This window comes from Acinetobacter gandensis (assembly GCF_001678755.1).
Classification (GTDB): domain Bacteria; phylum Pseudomonadota; class Gammaproteobacteria; order Pseudomonadales; family Moraxellaceae; genus Acinetobacter; species Acinetobacter gandensis.
Genome location: NZ_LZDS01000001.1, coordinates 1 through 22760 on the forward strand (window position 1 = coordinate 1; position 22760 = coordinate 22760).

The 22760-nt window shown below is 41.1% G+C and carries 22 protein-coding genes and 1 pseudogene; 13 read left to right on the forward strand and 10 right to left on the reverse strand.

All coding sequences use genetic code 11. The features are described from left to right. Both A9J31_RS00005 and tusA read right to left on the reverse strand, forming a co-directional pair. Positions 1-285: pseudogene (locus A9J31_RS00005) on the reverse strand (phage late control D family protein); the annotation flags it as partial. Positions 286-433: 148 nt separating this feature from the next. Beyond that, a complete protein-coding gene (gene tusA / locus A9J31_RS00010) occupies positions 434-688 on the reverse strand; it encodes a sulfurtransferase TusA (protein WP_067761197.1) in 255 nt (84 codons plus the stop codon). Between the two features lie 234 nt (positions 689-922). Between tusA and A9J31_RS00015 the strand changes: the two genes are divergently transcribed. Then, on the forward strand, positions 923-1762 hold the full coding sequence (locus A9J31_RS00015; protein ID WP_067761204.1) for a CorC family transporter: 840 nt from the start codon (positions 923-925) through the stop codon (positions 1760-1762). Beyond that, a complete protein-coding gene (gene lnt, locus A9J31_RS00020; protein ID WP_067761206.1) occupies positions 1759-3318 on the forward strand; it encodes an apolipoprotein N-acyltransferase in 1560 nt (519 codons plus the stop codon). Before A9J31_RS00015 ends, lnt begins: the two co-directional genes overlap by 4 nt. Positions 3319-3416: 98 nt before the next feature. Here the strand turns inward: lnt and A9J31_RS00025 are convergent, their stop codons facing one another. The 4 genes from A9J31_RS00025 to gspF all read right to left on the reverse strand — a co-directional run bounded on the left by A9J31_RS00025 (position 3417) and on the right by gspF (position 6273). Continuing rightward, positions 3417-3755, reverse strand: a complete 339-nt coding sequence (locus tag A9J31_RS00025) for a tRNA-binding protein (protein WP_067761208.1) — start codon at positions 3753-3755, stop codon at positions 3417-3419. A gap of 229 nt (positions 3756-3984) precedes the next feature. Continuing rightward, on the reverse strand, positions 3985-4320 hold the full coding sequence (locus A9J31_RS00030; RefSeq protein ID WP_067761210.1) for a hypothetical protein: 336 nt from the start codon (positions 4318-4320) through the stop codon (positions 3985-3987). 283 nt (positions 4321-4603) lie between these two features. Next, on the reverse strand, positions 4604-5041 hold the full coding sequence (gene gspG, locus A9J31_RS00035) for a type II secretion system major pseudopilin GspG (RefSeq protein ID WP_067761211.1): 438 nt from the start codon (positions 5039-5041) through the stop codon (positions 4604-4606). 26 nt (positions 5042-5067) lie between these two features. Further along, positions 5068-6273 carry a type II secretion system inner membrane protein GspF gene (gene gspF / locus A9J31_RS00040; protein ID WP_067761214.1) on the reverse strand — a complete coding sequence of 402 codons (1206 nt, stop codon included), beginning with the start codon at positions 6271-6273 and terminating at the stop codon, positions 5068-5070. A 150-nt stretch (positions 6274-6423) separates the two neighbouring features. On the opposite strand from gspF, the gene A9J31_RS00045 reads away from it, so the two are divergent. The 11 genes from A9J31_RS00045 to A9J31_RS15790 all read left to right on the forward strand — a co-directional run bounded on the left by A9J31_RS00045 (position 6424) and on the right by A9J31_RS15790 (position 15995). Then, positions 6424-8646, forward strand: coding sequence for a primosomal protein N' (locus A9J31_RS00045; protein ID WP_067761217.1), 2223 nt, complete (start codon positions 6424-6426; stop codon positions 8644-8646). Between the two features lie 77 nt (positions 8647-8723). After that, a complete protein-coding gene (locus tag A9J31_RS00050) occupies positions 8724-10565 on the forward strand; it encodes a monovalent cation:proton antiporter-2 (CPA2) family protein (RefSeq protein ID WP_067761218.1) in 1842 nt (613 codons plus the stop codon). Positions 10566-10615: 50 nt separating this feature from the next. Beyond that, positions 10616-11491 carry an Hsp33 family molecular chaperone HslO gene (hslO, locus tag A9J31_RS00055; RefSeq protein WP_067761220.1) on the forward strand — a complete coding sequence of 292 codons (876 nt, stop codon included), beginning with the start codon at positions 10616-10618 and terminating at the stop codon, positions 11489-11491. A gap of 245 nt (positions 11492-11736) precedes the next feature. Then, positions 11737-12192: a DUF2147 domain-containing protein gene (locus tag A9J31_RS00060; RefSeq protein ID WP_067761811.1), complete on the forward strand. Its 456-nt coding sequence runs from the start codon at positions 11737-11739 to the stop codon at positions 12190-12192. A 284-nt stretch (positions 12193-12476) separates the two neighbouring features. Next, complete coding sequence (locus tag A9J31_RS00065) at positions 12477-12938, forward strand: DUF2147 domain-containing protein (RefSeq protein ID WP_067761227.1); 462 nt, start codon at positions 12477-12479, stop codon at positions 12936-12938. 187 nt (positions 12939-13125) lie between these two features. Continuing rightward, positions 13126-13590: a DUF2147 domain-containing protein gene (locus A9J31_RS00070; RefSeq protein ID WP_067761230.1), complete on the forward strand. Its 465-nt coding sequence runs from the start codon at positions 13126-13128 to the stop codon at positions 13588-13590. A 142-nt stretch (positions 13591-13732) separates the two neighbouring features. Continuing rightward, entirely contained in the window at positions 13733-14683 is a 951-nt protein-coding gene (locus A9J31_RS00075) for a DnaJ C-terminal domain-containing protein (RefSeq protein ID WP_067761813.1), read from the forward strand. A gap of 10 nt (positions 14684-14693) precedes the next feature. Next, complete coding sequence (locus tag A9J31_RS00080; protein WP_067761235.1) at positions 14694-15032, forward strand: chaperone modulator CbpM; 339 nt, start codon at positions 14694-14696, stop codon at positions 15030-15032. Positions 15033-15103: 71 nt separating this feature from the next. Continuing rightward, positions 15104-15367 carry an HP1242/YdcH family protein gene (locus tag A9J31_RS00085; RefSeq protein ID WP_067761239.1) on the forward strand — a complete coding sequence of 88 codons (264 nt, stop codon included), beginning with the start codon at positions 15104-15106 and terminating at the stop codon, positions 15365-15367. A gap of 174 nt (positions 15368-15541) precedes the next feature. Then, the gene (locus A9J31_RS15785; protein WP_245668182.1) at positions 15542-15706 is read left to right on the forward strand and encodes a hypothetical protein; all 165 of its coding nucleotides are present in this window, start codon (positions 15542-15544) and stop codon (positions 15704-15706) included. 67 nt (positions 15707-15773) lie between these two features. After that, a complete protein-coding gene (locus tag A9J31_RS15790; protein WP_245668183.1) occupies positions 15774-15995 on the forward strand; it encodes a DUF2147 domain-containing protein in 222 nt (73 codons plus the stop codon). A gap of 43 nt (positions 15996-16038) precedes the next feature. On the opposite strand, the gene A9J31_RS00095 is transcribed toward A9J31_RS15790, so the two are convergent. The 4 genes from A9J31_RS00095 to recD form a co-directional block, all read right to left on the reverse strand. Continuing rightward, positions 16039-17307 (reverse strand): magnesium transporter CorA family protein, encoded by a 1269-nt coding sequence (locus A9J31_RS00095; protein WP_067761242.1) that lies wholly within the window; start codon positions 17305-17307, stop codon positions 16039-16041. Between the two features lie 93 nt (positions 17308-17400). Further along, positions 17401-19488 (reverse strand): polyribonucleotide nucleotidyltransferase, encoded by a 2088-nt coding sequence (gene pnp, locus A9J31_RS00100; RefSeq protein WP_171256641.1) that lies wholly within the window; start codon positions 19486-19488, stop codon positions 17401-17403. A gap of 274 nt (positions 19489-19762) precedes the next feature. After that, a complete protein-coding gene (gene rpsO / locus A9J31_RS00105; RefSeq protein WP_067761248.1) occupies positions 19763-20032 on the reverse strand; it encodes a 30S ribosomal protein S15 in 270 nt (89 codons plus the stop codon). 859 nt (positions 20033-20891) lie between these two features. Then, on the reverse strand, positions 20892-22607 hold the full coding sequence (gene recD, locus A9J31_RS00110; protein WP_213029707.1) for an exodeoxyribonuclease V subunit alpha: 1716 nt from the start codon (positions 22605-22607) through the stop codon (positions 20892-20894). Positions 22608-22760 lie beyond the last annotated feature (153 nt).

Consider the following 22760-nt stretch of genomic DNA (forward strand, 5'->3'; position numbering starts at 1 on the left):
TTGGGTGGCTTCAGTAATAATACCCGTGGTACGAAAGAGTTCGCCTTGATCGGTCACTTGATCAACTGCGACTTGTGCGCCAATAAATTGTTTTAATGGAATAAGGGCATTGGTGGATAGGCAAATCAAAGTCGCTTGCACGCCTTGATTCAATACATGCTCCCCATCAATACGTTGAATAAAAATCTCTGCGTTCAAAGCAGGATTGGAAAATTGAACATGAATAGCGCGTTTTTGGGCAGATAAGCCTAACTGATCCAAAATATTAGTAATTGTATTTAGCATAGTAAAAATTAAAAAATTTAATAGTTATTCATGATTATTGCGGCAAAATTATAACAGCCACGAAGCGCATCTAGTCTGCGATTTTTCTAGTCTTATGTAACTGGATCAGCTTGCTCAAGCCACTATAGAACAAGCTGTAGAGTACTCATTATCCTTTTTGCACCAAATAATGAAATTCTTTATTGCCATTTTCGTCAAGATATTCTTCTTGAAGTAAAAGCTCATGTCCTAAATGCATACAAAACTTTGGAATATCCCATGATGTTGAATTATCAGTCGCAAAAACTTCAACAATATCACCTGATTTAGATTTACGAATCGCTTGATGCAACATCATTACAGGTTCAGGACAGCGTAAACCACGCGTATTTAATTGAGTTTTAACTTCACCAAATTCAGACATGTATACAAAACCAAAACTTTATTAGGTCATGATTATAACCGTTTCCATTTATTTTTTCCGATCAAGCTGAGAGGATTTACAACATTCAAAAAATAGTACAACTCAACCTCAATCACATAAATTAAATATGAACGATGGGTAAATAGATTTCACACATTAATAGATAGACAACTGTCTAGACTACGGTATGATAAAATCATAATTTTTAGATAGTAAGAGTCTTCAGGAAAGATCATGCAAGAGGAATCAGGCCCGTCGTGGGGCATGCGCGGCTTACGTAAATGGCTGGGTACTGCACCAGAAACCCGTGACGAACTGTTAAAATTGGTACAAGATTCACGTCGCTTTTTAGAACCCGATACGGTGGCAATGCTTGAAGGCGTACTGGATTTACCAGCAACAAAAATTCGTGAAGTGATGACGCCGCGCACGGCAATGATCAGCTTACAAGAAGATGATCAACTACTCGACATTTTGCACGTCCTCGTAGAATCAGCACACTCTCGTTTTCCCGTGTTCTCTGCAGATCAACCCGACAATGTTGTCGGCATCCTGTTAGCCAAAGATTTATTGCCATTTTTGACCGAACCCACCACCAAAGTGGATATTCGCGCCCTGATGCGCCAACCCTTATTTGTCCCTGAAAGTGCTCGTTCTGACCAAGTTTTACGTATGTTGAAAAATACTCAAACTCATATTGCTGTTGTTATTGATGAATATGGTACAACTTCAGGACTGGTGACTTTAGAAGACATTTTGGAAGAAATTGTCGGTGAAATTGAAGATGAACACGACAAAGTTGATGAAGAAGCCCAATTCATTATTCCTGACGATGATCCACTCAGTGCAAACACATGGTTAGTTCAAGCACTTACACCAATCGAACATTTCAACAATGTTTTAGATGCTGAATTTTCTGATGATGAAGTAGAAACTGTGGGCGGCTTACTGCTTCAAGAAATGGGTCTCGTGAGTGATTTACAAGGTCAAGTGATTGAACTTGAAAATTGGGAATTTACCATTTTGGAAGCAGATGCACGAACTATTCATCTGATCCGAGCTGTCCGTAAATGAGAACCTATTTTGATAAGCTGTTAAACTCATCACAACAAAAAAAACAGCTGCCCATCATCTACCCTTTACTTATTTCTTTATTTTCAGGTGCCATCTTCAGCTTGTCGCTGGCACCTTATCATTATTGGTGGTTGGCAATTCTGTCGCCTGCCCTACTGTATGCTTGCCTCAGTAAACGAACAGCAAAACAGTCCTTTTTCATCGGCTTAGCTTATGGCTTTGGACTGTGGTTTGTCGGTGCTTTTTGGCTTTATACATCCATACATGTGTATGGCGATACCAATTCCATTCTAAGCGTCTTGATGATTGCGATCATGGCATTGGTTATGGGGCTATTCACCGCAGTGCAAACTTGGGTTTATCGCCGTTTTTTCCCTGAAACTCCGCTGACCTTTGCACCACTCTGGGTATTCTTTGAGTGGAGTAAAACTTGGGTCTTTACTGGCTTCCCTTGGCTATTTGCAGGCTATGCTTTTACTGAACGTTTTCTTGATGGCTATGCGCCCTTATTCGGGATTTTCGGCGTTTCATTTGTCGTCATCCTTTTAGCCTGCGCATTGGTTGAAATTTTACGTAAACGTATCTTTTGGATTGTGCCTTCTGCCATTGTACTTTTAGGGGCATGGGGTGCAGCACAACTGAAATTTGTGCAACCAAAAGCTGAAAAACCACTCAGCGTATCCTTAATTCAAGGTAACATCCCACAAGATGAAAAATGGCTCATTGAGAAGCAAACTGACACCTTAATTAAATATGCTTCACTCAGCCGTACTGAATGGGGCCGAGACCTAATCGTTTGGCCTGAATCCTCTATTCCAATGTTCCAAACCGACATTGAACCGTTTTTAGATGCAATGAATATGCAAGCAACTAAAACGGGGACAGCATGGGTGACAGGCATTCCTTATTGGGATTTGGCTGAATCGCAGCAAAATAATCACCCAATGTACTACAACAGTATTTTAGCCACTGGTGATGAAGCTTCTGGTCTATACAAAAAACAGCGTCTCGTGCCTTTTGGTGAATATATTCCCCTCTCTGGTATGTTGAGCTGGGTTTTACCTGCATTGCAAAATGATCCATCTATGAGTGGATTTTCGCGCGGTGCGATTGATCAAAAGCCATTACAGGTAAAAGGTCATGATTTAGGTACAGCGATCTGCTATGAAGTGGCCTATCCAAACTTAACGCGTCGTAATGCAAGTCAGAGCGATTTCCTTGTTACCATCTCAAATGATGCATGGTTTACGGGCACAGCAAGTCCACATCAACACTTACAAATGGTACAAATGCGTGCCAAAGAAAATGGCCGTTGGTTTATTCGTGCTACCAATACGGGTATTACCGCTTTTATCGATCATAATGGCCATATCGTAAAACGCGCACCAATGGATAAAGATGCGGTATTACGCGGTGAACTTCCTGCAATGCAAGGTGAGACGCTTTATACCCGCTTAAGTGATTGGCCAGTGCTGATTTTCTCATTACTTTTATTGGTACTTGGCTGGATATACCGTCCACGTAAAGTAGATGTATCTTTCAAATCACGTCGTTAATCATTATGTGAAAGCTTATTTGTTTAATAAGCCATAAATGAATAAAAAAAGCGAGCAGATGCTCGGTTTTTTTATTCATTTATTCAAAACTATAGGTTTCAAAGTAATTTCGCACCTAAGGGAACATCTTGATCGGGCACACAAAGCGCCACATGACCATCCATATTATGAAAACCTGTGACTAAACATTCGGACTGAATTGGCCCAATTTGTTTTTTAGGAAAATTAATCACTGCGACCACCAATTTCCCAATCAATTGTTCAGGCTGATATAACTGCGTAATTTGCGCACTGGATTTTTTAATCCCGATAACTTCTCCAAAGTCGACATGCAAAATATATGCAGCTTTACGCGCTTGCTCAAAAACCTCAGCTTGCACAATGCGCCCTACACGAAGCTCAACTTTAAAAAAATCCTGCCAATCTATTGTTTCCATCAGATCCACGCACTGTTTATTATTGTGATGGAACAGTATAAGTGTGAATAAATTCAACGCCATCCATAAGCATAGACAAAGCATCCTTCAATACAGACAAACAGCGGTTCGTCATCGCACCTTTGAAACAAAATATTAAATTGAATAGAGCTTTTAATTGGCATAAAAAAACCAGAGCGATCTCTGGTTTTTAAACGGGTCAATACTTAAGACTGGTGCAATGCTGAATTTAAAATTGAGTGACTAAATACGACATCATTGCTGCAAGTGATAACATAGGAATATATCTGTAAATACGAACAATAACTTGTTCAAGCGCAGAATGGTGCTGTTCATTCAGTGTCGCAACTGTTGCTTTTAGCGCAGACCAAAAACTTAAAGCCAGTAATGAGCTCATGAGACTAATTGCAAAAAAGCCCACCATAATTTGGCTACTGCCCTCTGTGCTTTGCCACAAATGAACAATGCCTTGGCTCAACGGCAATATGCTTAAAATCAAAAGAACAGATTTCAGCATTGACCAATGAAACTGGTTGATTTCATCCGTTAACAATAATGCTTTCATTCTATCCTCCATGGCTAAATAAGTACCATAAGAGATATTATGCGTGGTTTTATTTAAATGAAAAGTCCATATTTCTCCATATTTTACGATAATTGTAATCAATAAAATTGGGAATAATTCTTATTATAAATATCAACTTTAAGTTATTATATTATTTTAATAAAATTCAATAATTTAACATTATAAGTATAATTAAGATTTATTATCACTTCACTCAAAATTGAATCAACCAATTAAGTGAAGTGATTAAATCCATAAAACCTGAATCTATAATTATTCTCAATTAATGCTTATAGAAAATATCTGCATCATTATCGGTACCACCGGATTGACCATCTGCACCAAACGAATAAAGATCATATGGGCGACCTTCCGATCCCGGAATCACATATTGGATATCGTTATCCCAACTGTCTTTCGGGTAGCCACCTTTAACATAGCCACCTGGTAACCAATTTTTTGCAGACTCTGGTTTGGTAATTAAGGCATTTAAACCACCATCTTGCATCGATGGAAATTTACCATTATCCATTTTGTACTGATCCAACGCCCCTGCAACAGACTTCAAGGTAATGACAGAGGTATCGACTTTGGCTTTTTCACCACGGCCCATCACATTTGGAACAATCAATGCAGCTAAAACGCCTAAAATGACGATCACCACCATGACTTCAATTAACGTAAAACCTTGTTGCTTCATATTTTTAATCTTCTGCTGCATGTTACATATCTCTGTTTAAGCAAGCTCTAAATCATATTGTTCATGTTTACGATTGGAAGCATCACTGCAATCACAATCACCAAAACAATGCTGGCCATAAACACCAACATCAATGGTTCCAAAAGTGCCAATAAGGTTGAAATCAGGGTTGTGACTTCGCGATCTTGCATGGTGGATGCACGTTCGAGCATACGATCCAATTCGCCTGAACTTTCGCCACTTTTGATCATTTGTACCATCATCGGTGGAAAATAACCACTTCGCTCAAGCTGTGTTGCCAAATTACCACCTTCAGTTACTTTCTCTGCAGCTAAATTGACAGAGTCTCGAATCACCCAGTTATTACTGACGGCTGCACCAATCTTCAGTGCATCGACCAGCGGAACGCCCGACTTGGTTAAAATAGACAACGTACTGGCAAAACGTGCCGCGTTAATCCCTTTCGACAATTTAGAAAATAATGGTAATTTTAAGGTCAGTCGATCAAAGGCATAGTGCCCTGCTGCTGTTCTTAAAAAACGTACCAACAGAAAAATACCCAGCACACTACCCACCAATAAAAATGGCCAGGCCATGCGAATGAAATCGCTGGCTTTCATTAACGCCACGGTAATCCATGGTAAGGTATCTTTGCTTTGATCAAATGTTTTGACAATATCAGGTACAACATAGGTCATGAGACCCATCACAATACCGAAAGACATCAACATTAGAATAATGGGATAGATCATCGCGCCTTGCACTTTCTTTTGCATGGCGAAGCGGTTTTCAGTGTAATCCGCAAGTTGGTCTAAAATTAAATCAAGATGCCCTGAACGTTCGCCTGCGGCAATGGTGGCAATATAAAGATCTGGAAAGCGCCCTGCCTGTTGTAGTGCATTGGCCAATGAATGACCTTCGAGTACTTTCGAACGAACCGACATTAATAAATTTTGCACATGGGCTTTTTCGTTTTGCTTGCCTACAGCACGAATTGCTTCTTCTAAAGGAATTGCAGCTGCCACTAACACAGAAAGTTGACGAGTCAACAACGCCAAATCATAGGCGGTTAGACCCTTTTGAAACCAACCTTGCTGATGATGTTTGTCTTTTTGCTCAATTGGATCGACAGCAACGGGTATAAGCGACTGGTCTCGAAGTTGCTGACGAATTTGTCGTGCAGAATCACCCTCAAGCACACCCTTCTGCTGCTTCCCTGAAGCATCTATGGCGGTAAACTGATATGCAGGCATTGTAATGCTCTAATTTTCCAAAATATCCATCAGCGCAGTTGCGTCTGACCATCAAAATCATTCATATTCTTAGATATAAAATATGAGCTCACTCTAACACAACTCTTTTACGATCTCGACGAAATTTAATCAGGAACTTATCCACGTTTTATGTCAAATTCAGCGAACATTTCTCAGCCTATTTACCGTATCCGTGTTGCTGTTCCGGTTTATCTGTATGACTGTTTTGATTACAGCTTAAGTCAAGAGCAATATCAACATGCACAGGTTGGTGCACGTGTCGCTGTGTCATTTGGTCGACAAAATTTGACTGGCATTATTGTTGAAAAAATTGCACCCGATGCCCCGCTTGATTCCAGCTTTAAACTCAAAGCCATTACAGAATTACTCGATGACCAAGCAATATTAGATGAGAAAGTTTTAAGTTTATTGACATGGTCAGCGCAGTATTACCAGTTTCCAGTTGGTGAGGTGATGCAAAGTGCCTTACCGACGCTGCTGCGCCAAGGCAAACCTTATAACTTATTGGCACGGACATGGAACCTGATTGACCATAATGCTGAAGCCAAAATTAAACGTTCAGAGCGTCAGCAAGAAGCGTATAAAATACTAAAATTACATCCCACAGGCACAGGTGAAAATCTTTTAAATCTGTCAGGTGTGGAAACAGTAACACTCAAAGCCTTAGAGAAAAAAGGCATCTGCGAATGTGTATTAGCAGAACAAGACTTTAGCCCGATGCCGATGAGCATGGCGCAAATGCCACTTACGGCAAACCCTGACCAAAAAAAAGCCATTGATACCGTATTAAAAGCACGTAAAAAATATCAGGCCTTCCTGCTCGATGGCTTAACCGGCAGTGGTAAAACTGAAGTTTATCTACAGATTATGCAAGAGGTACTAAAACAAGGAAAACAGGTCTTGGTTTTAGTTCCTGAGATTGGACTTACTCCACAGACGATTAGCCGCTTTCAGTCCCGCTTCCACTGCAATATTGCCTTATTACATTCGGGGCTAAACGATTCAAAACGTATGCAAGCATGGCAAGCCGCACAAACGGGTAAAGCCTCTATTATTTTGGGTACACGTTCAGCCATTTATACGCCGCTGCCAAATCTAGGTTTGATTGTACTCGATGAAGAGCACGACCTTTCCTTTAAACAACAAGAAGGCTTCCGCTACCACGCACGCGATGTTGCTTTGTTCCGTGGGCATTTAGAGCAATGCCCTGTCATTCTAGGCTCTGCCACACCTAGTATTGAATGCTATGCCCTTGCCAAACAAGGCAAGATGACAATTTTGGAACTCAATCAACGTGCAGGCACCGCAGTGATGCCCAAAATGCATATATTAGATTTGAAAGTTGCGCAAAAACAGCATGGCATTAGCCAACTTTTGATTGGTGAAATCCGTAAACGTCTTGAGAAAAAAGAGCAAGTATTGGTGTTTTTAAACCGCCGTGGTTATGCACCTGTACTGATTTGTGAAAGTTGTGCGTGGCAAGCCAAATGCCCACATTGCGATGCCAATTTCACGGTTCACCGTACGCCCTATCAACATTTACATTGTCATCACTGCGGCACCATTCACCGTATGCCAGATCACTGTCCACAGTGTAATCATCAGGAGCTCAAATCTATTGGGATGGGCACAGCTAAAGTTGAAGAAAGTTTAAATGAGCTGTTTCCTGAACATGAAGTCATTCGCGTGGATCGCGACTCGACCAGCCGCGTTGGTAGTTGGCAAAAGATTTATGACAAAATTCAAAAAAGTGAGCCTGCTATTTTGCTTGGTACGCAAATGCTGGCCAAAGGTCATCATTTCCCTTATGTGACGTTGGTAGCAATTTTAGATATAGACTCAGGTCTACTCAGCGTAGACTTCCGTGCGATTGAACGTACCGCTCAACTGATTGTGCAAGTCACAGGGCGTGCTGGCCGTGGCGAACGTAAAGGCGATGTATTCCTACAAACATTAAGACCCGAGCATCCCTTACTCAACACACTGGTTAACGAGGATTATCGCAAATTTGCACAGGAAACAATGAAAGAACGGGAAATGGCCTTGATGCCCCCATTTCGTTATGCCGCCTTGATTCGCTGTGAGTCCAAAGATCAACAAGTGAATACGGATTTTTTACAGCAACATGCCCAACAGCTACGTCAAGATTCGGACAATATCATCGATATTTGGGGCCCCATTCCTGCACCTATGGAACGCAAAGCTGGGCGCTATCAAGCACATATGGTGCTTTTGTCGCAAGACCGTGCGCGCCTACACTATTACTTACGCTATTGGTGGCAAAACCTATTGCATAACAAGCCATCAAACATGAAGCTCAGTTTAGATATAGACCCACAAGAACTGAGCTAAACGAGTACACTGAATAAACATCAGTTCAGTCATACTGAGCTGATAAAAGCTGCTACACATGACCCTAGGACTGGCAAATGTCTCAACTGTTACAGATTACAATTTTCCTTGGCGCCTCCCTACTGCTTGTTCCCTTACTCAAGCGTTTCGGGATCGCCACCGTATTAGGTTATCTGTTTACTGGTATTTTGCTCGGCCCCGATGTATTTAACATAGCAAGTGACCCTGAAGCTATTCAAGAACTGGCCGAATTTGGGGTGATTTTGTTGATGTTCTTGATTGGCTTAGAACTACGCCCGCAACGCTTGTGGAGTATGCGCAGCGCAATTTTTGGTATGGGCAGTTTACAAGTCGGTATTACCGGTATTGTACTTGCAGTGGTGAGTTTCTTTGCCTTACAGCAAGGTATTGCCGCGAGTGTAGTGATTGGTTTTGCATTAGCACTGTCGTCCACCGCTTTTGTTCTACAAATGCTGAGTGAAAAACAACAACTCAATACCACCTACGGGCAGCAATCATTTTCGATTTTGCTGTTTCAAGATATGGCGGCAATTCCCTTAATTGCTGTAATTCCACTATTGGCAGGCACAGAATCATCCCATCACGGCATCGCCTATTTTGCAGCGATTATTGCCACCTTTAGTGGCTTGTTTTTGTTTAGCCGTTATCTGATGCGCCCATTCTTTCGCTTTGTGGCTAAAAGTGGCGCACATGAACTGATCACTGCCGTCGGCTTGTTCATTGTTTTGGCTGTGGTCGGTCTGATGGATGTACTTGGCATCAGTACCACACTGGGTGCTTTCCTCACAGGTGTGTTACTTGCGGACTCAGAATTCCGCCACGAACTAGAGGCCAGTATTGCGCCCTTTAAAGGCTTGCTACTCGGTCTATTTTTTATGACCGTTGGTATGACCACTGAATTATCTTTATTTATCGATATGCCTTGGTTGATTATTGGGGGGACGCTGGCTTTACTGCTCATCAAAATGATTTCACTGACTGCCATTGCCCGTTATTTGAAAAATTCATGGCGCAACAGTTTATTGTTGGCAACATGTTTAGCACAAGGCGGTGAATTTGCTTTTGTCGTGCTGAGCGTGGCAAAAAGTGAAAACGTGATTCAGCAAGCCATTTTGCAGCCCATAACCTTGATCGTGACCTTGTCGATGGTGCTAACGCCAATGCTCTATTGGCTCATGCAATCACAAATTCTGCCGCGTTTTAGTACTAAAACCGTACCTGAATACGATGAAATTCCAGATGAACATAATCCTGTTATCATCGCAGGATTTGGTCGTTTTGGTCAGATCATTGCCCGCGTCGCCCACTTACAGCACCTATCATTTACCGCAATCGACAGTAATCTTGATAAAGTCGATTTTGTACGAAACTATGGCGGACACCTATATTATGGCGATGCCACCCAGCCCGACATTTTGCGTGCTGCCGGCATTGAACATGCCAAGATATTCGTACTTGCCATTGATGATATTGAAGATTCAATGAATGTGGCACGCCATATTCGTCTCAACTATCCGCAGTTAAAACTTTTGGTTCGTGCACGTGACCGTCATCAAGTACATCTGCTACGTGATTTAGGCATTGAACATATTTGGCGTGAAACCTATTTATCATCTTTAGGCATGGCCTATCACATGCTGTGTGATTTAGGGGTCAGTGAAGATGATGCCTATAAGAGTATTGAATTATTCCGTGATTACGATGACAAACTATTAGCCCAGCAACAACAGTTCTATACTGATGAACAGAAAATTTATGAAACCCATCGTAATGCGTTAGCAGAGCTTGAACATCTATTTGAAAGTGATGCATTGGCTCGTGAACAGCCAACAGGTGTAGATTTGCAGCGTGGCTTACACCGTCACCGAATTGACGTCACAAGAGATGATAATGAATGACTTGTGTTTTACAATATCGTCACCATTAATGCTGGGTTATGGAGAATTTTATGTCTGATTTACGCCAACGCTTTTTTATCGAAGATAGCCCTGTACGTGGTGAAGTGGTTCATCTTGAAGAAACCTTGAATACAATTTTTGCGCAACGTGACTATGCACCTGCGGTTCAAGTTCTTTTAGGTGAAATGCTTTGTGCAACTGCTTTATTGGCAAGTACCCTCAAAATTAAAGGTCGTATTAGCTTGCAAATCCAAGCTGCTGATACATTTAAATGGGCGATGGCTGAATGTAATCACCTTGGTGAAGTACGTGCCCTTGCAGACTATGAAGAAGATCCTCATTTCCAAGCAGCAGATGACAGCAGTATTGTGCTGAAATCATTGGTAAACCCAGTTTTATTTATTAATATCGAACCTGAATTTGGTGAACGTTATCAAGGGATCGTTCCTTTAGATAAGCCAACACTCGCTGGCTGCCTAATGCAATATTACGATTTGTCTGCGCAGATTCCGACACGTATTGTCTTGGCATGTGACAACACATTAGCTGGCGGTTTATTAATTCAATTGTTACCTCGCAACAGTGAAGAAGAACAACGCCGTGTAGACGAAGACTTATGGCCTCGTCTTACCATGTTGACAGAAACACTAAAAGCGGAAGAATTGACTACCCTGCCAGCCAACGAAATTTTATACCGTTTGTACAATGAAGAAGAAGTTCGTCTGCCTGAAGTTGAAGCATTAAAATTTGGTTGTACTTGTTCGAAGGAGCGCTGTGCCACTGCGCTTGAACAAATTGGTGTCAGTGCTGTACGTGAAACCTTAGAACATCAGAATCCAATTGAAATGGATTGCCAATTCTGTAACACCAAGTACACCTTTACCGCCGAAGAAGCCTTATCTCTGTTTGGTGAACATCTAAGTTAATTCACCTACTCAGTCCAAATAAAAAACACCCTTCGGGGTGTTTTTTTATTTCACATCTTTATGGACTACAGTGTCATCCATCTAGAAGTTGACCATACATATGCCATTTACTTAAATCATAAAGTGACGAACAGATCTTGATATCTAAATGTATTCTTGTAGAATCGCGCATGAAATTTAGGCACTAAAATCAATACATGCTGAATTTCAAAATTAAAAAAATAGCAAAAAAAATGGACAATAAAATGGATAAGAGAACGATCCCTCTACTTTTCAGTTTAGCACTCTCAAGCACAGTCTCTGTGCAAGCAGCAGATCTAGCTGGAAAATGGAAAACGATTGATGATAAAACGGGCTATGCCCGTGCCGAAGTGCTTATCAGTAAACTCAAAGATGGTAGCTATAGCGGAAAAATCACCAAAGTACATGCGATACCCAACCGCCCCGCAATCAGTCATTGTGAAAAATGCGAAGGTAAATTGAAAAATGCGCCTTTACTTGGTTTACCGATTTTATCGGGCTTCCAACTTAGTGGTAAAAAGGACAACGAATACATCAATGGTAAAGTCATCGACCCACTGTCAGGCCATATGTATCAAGGTAAAGGCCAGCTCAATGCACGTGGTAATGTCCTGACTCTCCGAGGCTACGTCGGTACAACGCTACTTGGACGCACAGTGTCATGGATACGAATTGAATAAGTATTAATTGCATTATTCAGGCTTTCATTGCCGTAACAACTTGAACTCCAGAGCAAGAAGCTACGGCACACTTAAATCTAAACGCGGTAAATTCCGACTAAATTACTAGTGTGATTAAATTCATATTTTTATAGAAATTAAATAATTAATTAAAACAATTGAGTGAAAAATAAATTAAATTTCTCATAGGATGAGTAGCAATTTTCAAATTATTCAGGCTATATTAATTCCATAATTTTTTTATGCCTTTATATTATTAGGCATTTCTTTATGGGGTACATCCGATGACATCTCACAAAATTTCCACTCTCCTCTTTGGCCTATGTACAACCTTAAGTTTGAGTACATTTGCGGCAGGTGATCCCTTAGTTGGTACATGGAAAACGATTGATGATCGGACAGGATATTCACTGTCAGATGTCGTGATTCGTAAAGACAAAGACAATCACTACAGTGCAACCATTATCAATACCCGTAACATCCCAGGTGCAACCCACTACGATATCTGTGCTAAATGTAGTGGAGCACAAAAAAATCAGCCACTGATCGGTCTAACCACCATGACAGGACTTACTGCTGACCCAAGCCAAGAAAATAGCTTTGTTGGTGGCGTCATACTCGATCCAAAATCAGGACAACAATATCATGCGCGTGCTCGTTTAATGAGTAATGGTAAGCATCTGGTGATCCATGGTCGCTTAGAAGGTTCATCGCTCGGTCGAAATGTCACTTGGGTCAAAAACTAAAATTAATTAAGCCTTCTTGTCTGAGGGCTTTTTTAGCAAAAAAATTCGAGCAAAAACTCTATATTATTGCAATATTCAACCAAATAATGCCAATTAAATCACACCTATCAATTTGATTTAATATATTTTTATATATAAATTAGGCGACTTACTCTAAAAACATAAAACTGAATTTTCAGGGGATGAAATGAACAAAATCTATAAACAATTTTTAGCAGGCTGTGTATTTTCTGCTCTGTCAGCATTGTCAATTGCTGCTGAAAATGATCCCTTAGTCGGTAAATGGAAAACCGTTGATGATCGTACAGGCTATTCACGTGCAGATGTAGAAATTCGTAAAAAAGCGGATGGTACCTATGAAGGTGTTATTGTGACCACACGCAACGTACCGGGCACAGATAAAATGGTGATTTGCTCAAACTGCCCTGGTGAATTGAAGAATAAACCATTTATCGGCTTACCTTTTATATGGGACTTTAAACAAGACCCTAAGAATCCGCGTGAATACCAAAATGGTAAAGTACTCGACCCGATTGGCGGTAAGATTTACAAAGGTAAAGCACGACTCAGTACCACCGGTCGTCACTTAACCTTACGCGGATATGTTGGGGTTTCAGTCATTGGTCGTAGTGTGACTTGGGTAAAATATTAATTTCAAACAATATTTTAAAAGGCCCCGTATCGGGGCTTTTTTGTTGTCATGTTTTGAAACAATAAGCTGCAAATATGGACTGTTGCAGTTTGATGAACCCTCTTATATTGATTAAAACATGATCAATATTTATACAGAGAGTATGCCTGACAATCACTATCAAACTCTCGGTGTAGCACGTGATGCTTCAACCGATCAAATCAAGAAAGCCTACCGCAAACTGGCGCGGAAATACCATCCTGATGTCAGTAAAGAAGCGGATGCCGAAGCGCGGATGCAAGCCATTAATGTCGCCTATGACACACTTAGTGATGCTGAAAAGAAAAAGCAGTATGACTTTGAGCTTGACCATCCACAAGGTTTCACGAGTAACGCTCAGGGCTTTGATCAATCACAATTTTACCGCCAAGCGGGATCACAGGGGCAAAGTGCTGATTTCAGTGGCTTTGAAGATATTTTTGGACGCTTTGGCCAAGGTTTTGGTGGCGCAGATTATCAATATCAACGTAATCAACGCCAAGCTCAGAGCTTCCGTGGTGAAGACCAACATGCTAGCTTAGAAGTTGATATTGATGTGGCCTATCATGGTGCGAATCAGACCATAACACTTCAAATTCCAAGTTTGAATGCATATGGTGAGCCAGAAGTCCAGCGCAAAACCTTGGCTGTTAAAATTCCTGCGGGAATGAAATCGGGTCAACAGATTCGTTTAGCTGGACAAGGTCAAAGTGGTTACAACGGTGGCGCGTCTGGCGATTTATATATTGAAATCCTCTATAAGCACACTGAAAAACTTCGAGTTGAAGGTTCTGATATTTATCAACAATTGAATATTAGTCCCTGGGAAGCAGCACTTGGGCAAAAAATTGAAATTCAGACACCCGATGAAAAAACACTCGAGCTCCAAATTCCTAAAAATGCACGTGAGGGTCAGCAGCTACGATTAAAAGACAAAGGGATACCAAATAAAACACCTGGTCATCTTTACCTGATCTTAAATATAGTGATACCTCCTGCCCAAACTGAACAACAGCAACAAGCCTATAGCGCATTTGCTGAGGCCTTTCCGTCATTTAACCCAAGACAGTCTTAAGGAGAGCGTTATGACCACCATTCATTATCGTGAAATTGTCTGTAACGGTTGTAAACAGACTGAAATTGTAGATGAGAAAAAGAGTTTTGATCTACAGCACTTTGCCTCTGCCTGTGGGCAAAGCCCTGAATGGGTACTCCAACTACTCGAATACGATATTTTGCCTAGCCGTTCCGAAGAACGTATTCATCAATTTTTTGGTGATGATATTTCTAGAGCGCGGCGAGCGTACCGGCTACAACGCGACTTCGATGCCAGTTTCACTGCCGTCGCAATGATGTTGGACTTAATTGATGAAGTACAACAATTACGTCGCCAAGTAAAACATCAACAATTTCAAACACACTAAGAAACCACACGAATGCTCTGCATTGCAGGGCGTTCTTCTTTTTTTACCTGCAGAGAGAACTGTCGACCATCATGAAAACAAGAGATTGCAATAAAAAAGTCAAAAACATGTTTCCAGAGTTTCGAGAGTTAGTCACACAATTACGTGATGAAAACCCTCACTTCGCACGAATCTTCGAAGAACATGATGAATTAGATCGTGAGATTATTCAGCTTGAGCTTGATCCTGTGAATCATCACAACAGTGACATTGAGAGTATTAAGCGTAAAAAACTGAAATTAAAAGATGAAATTTATCGTTTACTGAAAAGTAGCGAAAATAATGATATACCTTAAATATTCATGCGCTTAAAGGAAGGAGTTCCCAAAATGATGCATGTTTTGCGCGGCACAGGCCATTCTATATGACATGATAAAATCAGTACTTACTGAGACTGTTGTCACGATGAATTCACTTGTGCTGCTTGCCAACCTTACTTAATAAGAACAAACATATAAAAGGAAGAATTCATGTCAATACGTCGTATCGTGTTTGGATCATTGCTCTGTGTCAGTGGATTATTACAGGCCAATGATATTACTGGGTATGGAAAACAATTGATGACCAAACGGGCTATTCTCGAGGTGATGTCACTGTCGTCAAAAATGCAGATGGAACTTATAGTGGGAAGCTAACGGCGATCCGACCGCTACCCTATAAGCCCTTAGTTGAAATTTGCGTAAAATGTAATGTAAAGGCAAGTTGAAAAACACACCTCTCGTCGGCTTAGAAATTATGCGTGGTTTTAAGCAAGACAGCAAAAACCCATTGGAATATAGCGGTGGCACCGTACTCGACCCGTTGTCAGGGAATGTCTATAAAGGTAAGGCCAAACTCAGTAGCACAGGTAAACGTTTATCCATGCGTGGCTATATTGGTGTGTCTGCACTAGGACGAAGTACGACATGGATTCGCGCAGAATAAAAATGTATTAAGCACTCAATCAAGTCAGCAAGCTGACGAACAATCATTTTATTTTCGTCAGCTTTTCAATTTCTTTCATGGTCTTGACCGTGCCTTTCACTGTTCCCTTCACCGTCTGCTTAATGGGTTCATAGTCCATAAACCAAAATAAATTCATATGTTGATCGCCATGTTGCTGTGCCAACATATCAATCACGCTCTTTTCCCCACGCCCAACCAAATGTCGTCGATAGAAATAATACAGCAGCAATATTGTGGTGATGAGCATGATAGCCAACATCAACCAAAAGCCTGTCGGTGATTTTAAGCCTGGAATAAACTCAAAATTCATTCCATAAATACCTGTCAATAAAGTCAGTGGTGCAAATATGGCGGTAATAATCGCCAGAATCCGCATATTTTCATTGGTTTGGTTGGCCACTGCCGAAAAGTGTAAATCGATTGCAGCCTGAACTGCACTGCGTAAACGTGTGGTATGTTTTTGAATTCGTTCAATATGACTGGTCAAATCATCCACGCGTACCAACATAATGTCCTGCTTTTCACTACGCTTTTTACCCTTTAGATGCGGGTAATTATCGACAATTTCATCACGTAATTCTTGTAAAGTCTCGATCTGCTCTTCACACAGATTTTCGACCTGTTGAAAGGCCATATTTTCTTGTAGCAATTGATGCCACTTGGTAAAACGTCGATGTCCTTGCAATAGTTCTTGTTGCCAAAACTCTACACGACGCGTGAGCGGTACACGTAAATCTAAATAACCATCTACCATATTGTTGAGTAATCGCAGCGCAAGATCGAGCGGTGTAGTAGCCAGCTTTCGCGGTTTATTTTGCTCATCTATCGGTCGGCTAATCAACGTTTCAATTCGCTGTAAATAACTCTCAATGGCTTTATTGCCTTTTTCGCGAATGGTAATTAAAACTTGCGGGGTCAGCATAAAACTAATCGGTGTTGTCGCTAAACCAAAAACTCGCTCATGCTTTTCTAGCGCTTGTTCACCAGCAACGATTTGATCATCTGGCGTAATCATTTTGCGAAAAATCAGCAGATCATAGTCATCTAAAGTATCAAAAGCACATGGATGTTCTAAATTTAAAATATCGCGTAAATGGTATTCATTGACGCGTAGTTGGCACTGTTGAAAAATTTCATTTTGCCAAGCTTCTGGTCGATTCACCACATCTTCACGGGTGCAATCAATCCAGATAAATTCTGGCTCTTGATCGGCTTGCTGTTCGCGCTGCGCTTGGTCTTGGACATAAATATGTGAAGCGGTCGGATGCTGAAAAAAATAGTAGCTTTGCATGACTCATTTTTTATTGTGTTTACATTTGCATAATGCCATAAAAAAAGCCCTCAAAAGAGGGCTTTTTTTAGACTTTAAACATCATTCAAAGTATTAAGCTTGTTCGATGTCTTTCATAGTCAATTTAATACGGCCACGGTTATCAACGTCAGCAACCTGAACTTTGATTTCTTGACCTTCAGACAATACGTCTGAAACGTTCGCAATGCGTTCGTTAGAGATTTGAGAGATGTGGAGTAAACCATCAGTGCCAGGAAGGATGTTTACAAACGCACCGAATTCTACAATACGAATGACTTTACCAGTGTAGATTGTACCTGGTTCGATTTCAGCAGTAAGCGCTTGGATTTTCGCAACAGCAGCAGAAGCAGCCGCTTTAGTTTCACCAAATACGCGAACTGTACCGTTGTCTTCAATATCAATCGCTGCTTTCGTTTCTTCAGTGATTGCACGGATTGTTGCGCCGCCTTTACCAATGACATCACGGATTTTGTCCGGATTGATGTTAATCACTTGGAATGTAGGCGCGTGCATAGAGATTTCAGGACGAGCGCGTGAAATCACTTGGTTCATTTCGTTCAGGATGTGCATACGACCAGCATACGCTTGGTTCAATGCAGACTCCATGATCTCTTCAGTAATACCTTCGATCTTGATGTCCATTTGAAGTGCAGTAATACCGTTTGCAGAACCTGCTACTTTAAAGTCCATGTCGCCAAGGTGATCTTCGTCACCCAAGATGTCAGAAAGCACTGCGAAACGCTCGCCTTCTTTCACTAGACCCATTGCGATACCCGCAACTGGTGCTTTAAGTGGAACACCTGCATCCATAAGTGATAGAGAAGCACCACATACAGAAGCCATTGAAGATGAACCGTTAGATTCAGTAATGTCAGATACAATACGGATGACATACGGGAAGCGGTCAGCTGCAGGAAGAACAGCTTGAACACCACGACGTGCTAGACGACCGTGACCAATTTCACGACGTTTAGGACCAGATTCACGACCAGTTTCACCTACTGAGTATGCAGGGAAGTTGTAGTGAAGCATGAAGTTATCTGTTTTAGTACCTGCAAGCGTATCAACCATTAACGCATCACGAGTATTACCAAGTGTAGTCGTTACTAATGCTTGAGTTTCACCACGAGTGAACAATGCAGAACCGTGAGCACGGTCTAGAACGCCAACTTGTACGTCGATTGCACGAACAGTTTTTGTATCACGACCATCAATACGTGGTTTACCAGACAAGATGTTGTCACGAACTGTACGGTATTTAAGGTCTTCAAATAATTCGTTTACTTCATCAGCAATGCCAGTTTCGTCATTTTCAGGAACGAATTGAGCCAAAGCTTCTTCTTGAAGTGCATCAAGGGCTGCATAACGATCGTGCTTAACAGCGATAGTGTATGCTTCAGAAATTTTCGCTTCGAATGCTTCTTTTAATTTGCCAAGAAGTTCTTCGTTTTTAACTGGAGCAACCCAAGTTGACTCAACCGCACCAGCAGCTGCAGCAAATTCTTTGATCGCTTGGATCGCGATTTGCATTTCGTCATGACCGAACAATACAGCACCAAGCATTTGGTCTTCTGAAAGTTCTTTCGCTTCAGATTCAACCATCAATACAGCTGATTCTGTACCTGCAACAACCAGGTCAAGATCAGATTCTTTTAACTGTTCGTGGTTCGGGTTAAGGATGTATTCGCCGTTGATCAAACCAACACGCGCGCCACCGATTGGACCACGGAAAGGCGTACCTGCAATCGATAACGCAGCAGATGTACCCAACATTGCAGCAATGTCAGCATCCATCGTTTTGTCAGAAGAAATAACAGTTGCTGTTACCTGGATTTCGTTGAAGTAACCTTCTGGGAACAATGGACGAATTGGACGGTCGATTAAGCGTGAAATTAAAGTTTCAGCTTCAGACGCACGGCCTTCACGTTTACCGTAACCACCTGGGATACGACCCGCTGCATATTGTTTTTCTTGATAGTTAACAGTCAATGGGAAGAAGTCTTGACCTGCTTTTGCTTTTGGTTGAGCAACAACAGCAACAAGGACTTGTACGCCGCCCATAGTAATCACAACTGTGTTTGCTTGACGTGCAACACGACCAGTTTCTAACACAACATTGTGCTGACCAAACTGGAATTCTTTACGAATAATATTAAACATCGACATGTTTTATTTTTCCTAGTTCTTTTGAACAATTATTCTAGTGGAGACCCCTAAGGTTTGGCATTCACAACATAGTTTTAAATGACAAAGCTTAGAAGCCGACCTCACCAGACAATTAATTACCCAAAAAGAGTAAAATTTGAATTTAAGACACAAAGAAGGAGCGAATCATCGCCCCTTCTCCATTATCCAGCCAAAGCTGGATAGACTTTAGTTTTCAGTAATACAGCACTTAGCATGCAATAATCCGAAAATAAAAGTTTAAATCGAATTAACGACGTAAACCTAAAGCAGCGATCAAAGCGCTGTAACGAGTAGCGTCTTTACCTTTAAGGTAGTCAAGAAGCTTACGACGTTGGTTAACCATACGGATAAGACCGCGACGGCTATGATGGTCGTGTTTGTGCTCTTTGAAGTGACCTTGTAAATCATTGATTTGAGCAGTTAAAAGAGCTACTTGAACTTCTGGTGAACCAGTGTCGTTTTCAGCGCGAGCAAATTTAGCGATGATCTCTGCGCGATCTGCGTTAGTTAAAGCCATTCGATTTCTCCGAGATGCTTAAGGTTAAAATTTGATACGAATCAACTGATGAATCAGCTGACTGCCGTGCATCACTACAGCAAGTGCATTATATTAAGGGAAAATGGGTCTGATTGCAAAAAGAGATGACCATCAGCACAGGGATTTTCACCTATAAATTTAGGCTCAGCGCTTGAGTCATTTATTCTGCACACCACATCAGCTTTTCTTATTGTTTTTTATATAAATATTATTCTAAGCTGAATTAAAAAATATATCGCTCCAAAGACTTTGCCATTTAATGGTGAATTCTTTTTACTCACTTAAACTCCATATCCACTCCTAATGGCTCAGGTTAAAAAAAAGCCCGAGCTAGGCTCGGGCTTTTTTGCGCTGTAGTTTCTTCTTTTTTAATTATTGTTTTATTATTTATTGTTTTATATGGCGCTTTTTCGCGTCCTTATGTTAAACATTCCATGTTTTAACTCACACTTCCTTATGTGGTAGATTTTGCCACAACTCCTTGAAGTTAAAAGTCGTATTTTACGTATCTATATGTAAGCCATTTCGTACAAAACTTAAACAGTATTAAACCAATGTTACATTGAGACATATCGCGATTTTCAGACATAAAAAAGCCCTGTAGTCTCTCCCAAAACTACAAGGCTTAGCGGCTGTAAGTTTCCTCTTTCCTTACTTCACTGTAAGTTCGCTGTCTTTTGACGTTATCATTATATTTATGCGATTTTACTCAACTGTCCGTGTTGAGTTCTTTTTGTGTGAAGTCATCTTCTCAAAAACAGTACAAAAGCTCCATGCGCAAATCTCCTGAATCAATGTAAGCATTTTCTTACAAAGCACGATACATTTTGCCTATACTTTATAAAGACAACTGATTGTTAATTTTTTCTAAAAGACCGCTACTCCGTGTTGTACGTTTGGTGAGCGCTTTTGCAAAAGCCTCTTTTGCAACCAAAAGGCTGACAACTTTTTTCGCCCGCGTGATCCCGGTATAAATCAGCTCCTTACTCATCATGGCTGTGGCATGATTTTCTAGCACCACAGCTGTATGGGTAAATTCAGAACCTTGCGACTTATGAATGGTAAGTACGTAGGCAGTTTCAATATTTTTAGGTAACCGTGTCGCCATGACCCACTTATTTAAACTTGGAAAATAGACTTCAAATTGGGCTGAATTTTCTGATGGTCGTTGTAAACAAATGCCAATATCACCATTCGACAGACCGAGTTGATAATCGTTATAGGTCATCATCACAGGACGCCCCACATACCAGTCCCCTTGCTTTAATATCCCAAGTGCATCCAATACGCGCAGCTCAATTTGCTGATTAAGCTCATGTAAGCCCAACTTGCCAAAACGAATCGCAGATAAAATACGATAATGATCAAAATTTTGAATCACTTGCTCTAGCCATTGATCAAATTGATCTTTTTGCTGCTGTGCCTGCTTTAAAATCTCGACAAAGGGCTGAAAGCCATACATCAACTGATCATAGTACTTGCCCCATTGGATATTCTCTTGTGTATCCTCGGGTAAGTATTCCAATTGAATCACATCTGACATTTCGGCGCGCAGCGGCACAGGAACCAATGTACTTGGCTTAACCACATCGTGCTCAAATTGAGTCAGGACTTGTGTCGTGCTTTGCTGTTCAGCTTGCCTTTGAATAAAGGCTGCAAACTTACCAATGGCGGCATCTGAAACAAAACGGCGACTGTTTTTTAAATGAGTGCGATTTTCTGCTAAGGCATCAACCTCTTGTAAATTTGCCAACACGGCACCCACATCCACAGAAGCCAATTGTTCCGCATCACCCAGTAATATGAGCTTGGCTTGATCTGGTACAGCAGCGAATAACATTTGCGCCAAACTTAAATCGAGCATTGAGGCTTCATCAACCACGACCACATCATAAGGTAAGCGCTGACGTTCATTAAAGCGAGGGATATAACGAGTGCCTAAACCGAGTAAGCGATGTAGGGTCACTGGCTTTAAGGTTTTCTTTAATATTGAATAGTGCTGTAATGCAGGATCTTTAAATGCTGCTTGCAAGGCTTCTTCCATACGCTGCGCGGCCTTACCCGTTGGTGCTGCCATAGCAATACGTAAAGTTGGATTGGCTTCATTTAATACGGCAATAATACGTGCCAAGGTATAGGTTTTTCCTGTACCAGGCCCACCGGTAATAATATTTAAATGCTGCTGATACACCATATTCAGCGCTTGAACCTGAAACGTATCTGTTAATAAATCTTTCGCAATATCAGCAGCCAGTGCTTGAGTTGGCTGTTGTTTTAGCCGTTTTACTTGCACTGCCAAAGCATACTCAAGTGACCAATAACGGTATAAATACAGGTATTGATCATCATAAACAAAAGGACTCGGTTGTTTCAGGGCGATACTTTCAGGCTGAGCCAAATGCTTTAAGCAACTGACTTGTGCAGTATTAATCTGAATACAACTGTCGCCATTTTCAATTGCTTGCATTAACTGTTGAATTAACTGCGTGGCTTGGGCTTGATCGCTAATATCCGATGCAAATTGCTGCAGTAAATAGGCGATCCAATCTGGCATAACGAGGTCATTTTCAGCCGGATCAAGCACATTTTTAGCGCTTAAAACCGTGCTTTTTAATGAATTTTTCTCTGTCGTGCTCAAACCCTGTACAGATAAGCTTTTCTGATCATTTTCCACACAGTTATCCTCAAACTTATCCACAGAGCAATC

Coding starts and splice junctions, on each gene's coding strand:
- tusA (WP_067761197.1), bottom strand. CDS start 688: ATGTCTGAATTTGGTGAAGTTAAAACTCAATTAAATACGCGTGGTTTA.
- A9J31_RS00015 (WP_067761204.1), top strand. CDS start 923: ATGCAAGAGGAATCAGGCCCGTCGTGGGGCATGCGCGGCTTACGTAAA.
- lnt (WP_067761206.1), top strand. CDS start 1,759: ATGAGAACCTATTTTGATAAGCTGTTAAACTCATCACAACAAAAAAAA.
- A9J31_RS00025 (WP_067761208.1), bottom strand. CDS start 3,755: ATGGAAACAATAGATTGGCAGGATTTTTTTAAAGTTGAGCTTCGTGTA.
- A9J31_RS00030 (WP_067761210.1), bottom strand. CDS start 4,320: ATGAAAGCATTATTGTTAACGGATGAAATCAACCAGTTTCATTGGTCA.
- gspG (WP_067761211.1), bottom strand. CDS start 5,041: ATGCAGCAGAAGATTAAAAATATGAAGCAACAAGGTTTTACGTTAATT.
- gspF (WP_067761214.1), bottom strand. CDS start 6,273: ATGCCTGCATATCAGTTTACCGCCATAGATGCTTCAGGGAAGCAGCAG.
- A9J31_RS00045 (WP_067761217.1), top strand. CDS start 6,424: ATGTCAAATTCAGCGAACATTTCTCAGCCTATTTACCGTATCCGTGTT.
- A9J31_RS00050 (WP_067761218.1), top strand. CDS start 8,724: ATGTCTCAACTGTTACAGATTACAATTTTCCTTGGCGCCTCCCTACTG.
- hslO (WP_067761220.1), top strand. CDS start 10,616: ATGTCTGATTTACGCCAACGCTTTTTTATCGAAGATAGCCCTGTACGT.
- A9J31_RS00060 (WP_067761811.1), top strand. CDS start 11,737: ATGGATAAGAGAACGATCCCTCTACTTTTCAGTTTAGCACTCTCAAGC.
- A9J31_RS00065 (WP_067761227.1), top strand. CDS start 12,477: ATGACATCTCACAAAATTTCCACTCTCCTCTTTGGCCTATGTACAACC.
- A9J31_RS00070 (WP_067761230.1), top strand. CDS start 13,126: ATGAACAAAATCTATAAACAATTTTTAGCAGGCTGTGTATTTTCTGCT.
- A9J31_RS00075 (WP_067761813.1), top strand. CDS start 13,733: ATGCCTGACAATCACTATCAAACTCTCGGTGTAGCACGTGATGCTTCA.
- A9J31_RS00080 (WP_067761235.1), top strand. CDS start 14,694: ATGACCACCATTCATTATCGTGAAATTGTCTGTAACGGTTGTAAACAG.
- A9J31_RS00085 (WP_067761239.1), top strand. CDS start 15,104: ATGAAAACAAGAGATTGCAATAAAAAAGTCAAAAACATGTTTCCAGAG.
- A9J31_RS15785 (WP_245668182.1), top strand. CDS start 15,542: ATGTCAATACGTCGTATCGTGTTTGGATCATTGCTCTGTGTCAGTGGA.
- A9J31_RS00095 (WP_067761242.1), bottom strand. CDS start 17,307: ATGCAAAGCTACTATTTTTTTCAGCATCCGACCGCTTCACATATTTAT.
- pnp (WP_171256641.1), bottom strand. CDS start 19,488: ATGTTTAATATTATTCGTAAAGAATTCCAGTTTGGTCAGCACAATGTT.
- rpsO (WP_067761248.1), bottom strand. CDS start 20,032: ATGGCTTTAACTAACGCAGATCGCGCAGAGATCATCGCTAAATTTGCT.
- recD (WP_213029707.1), bottom strand. CDS start 22,607: ATGCCAGATTGGATCGCCTATTTACTGCAGCAATTTGCATCGGATATT.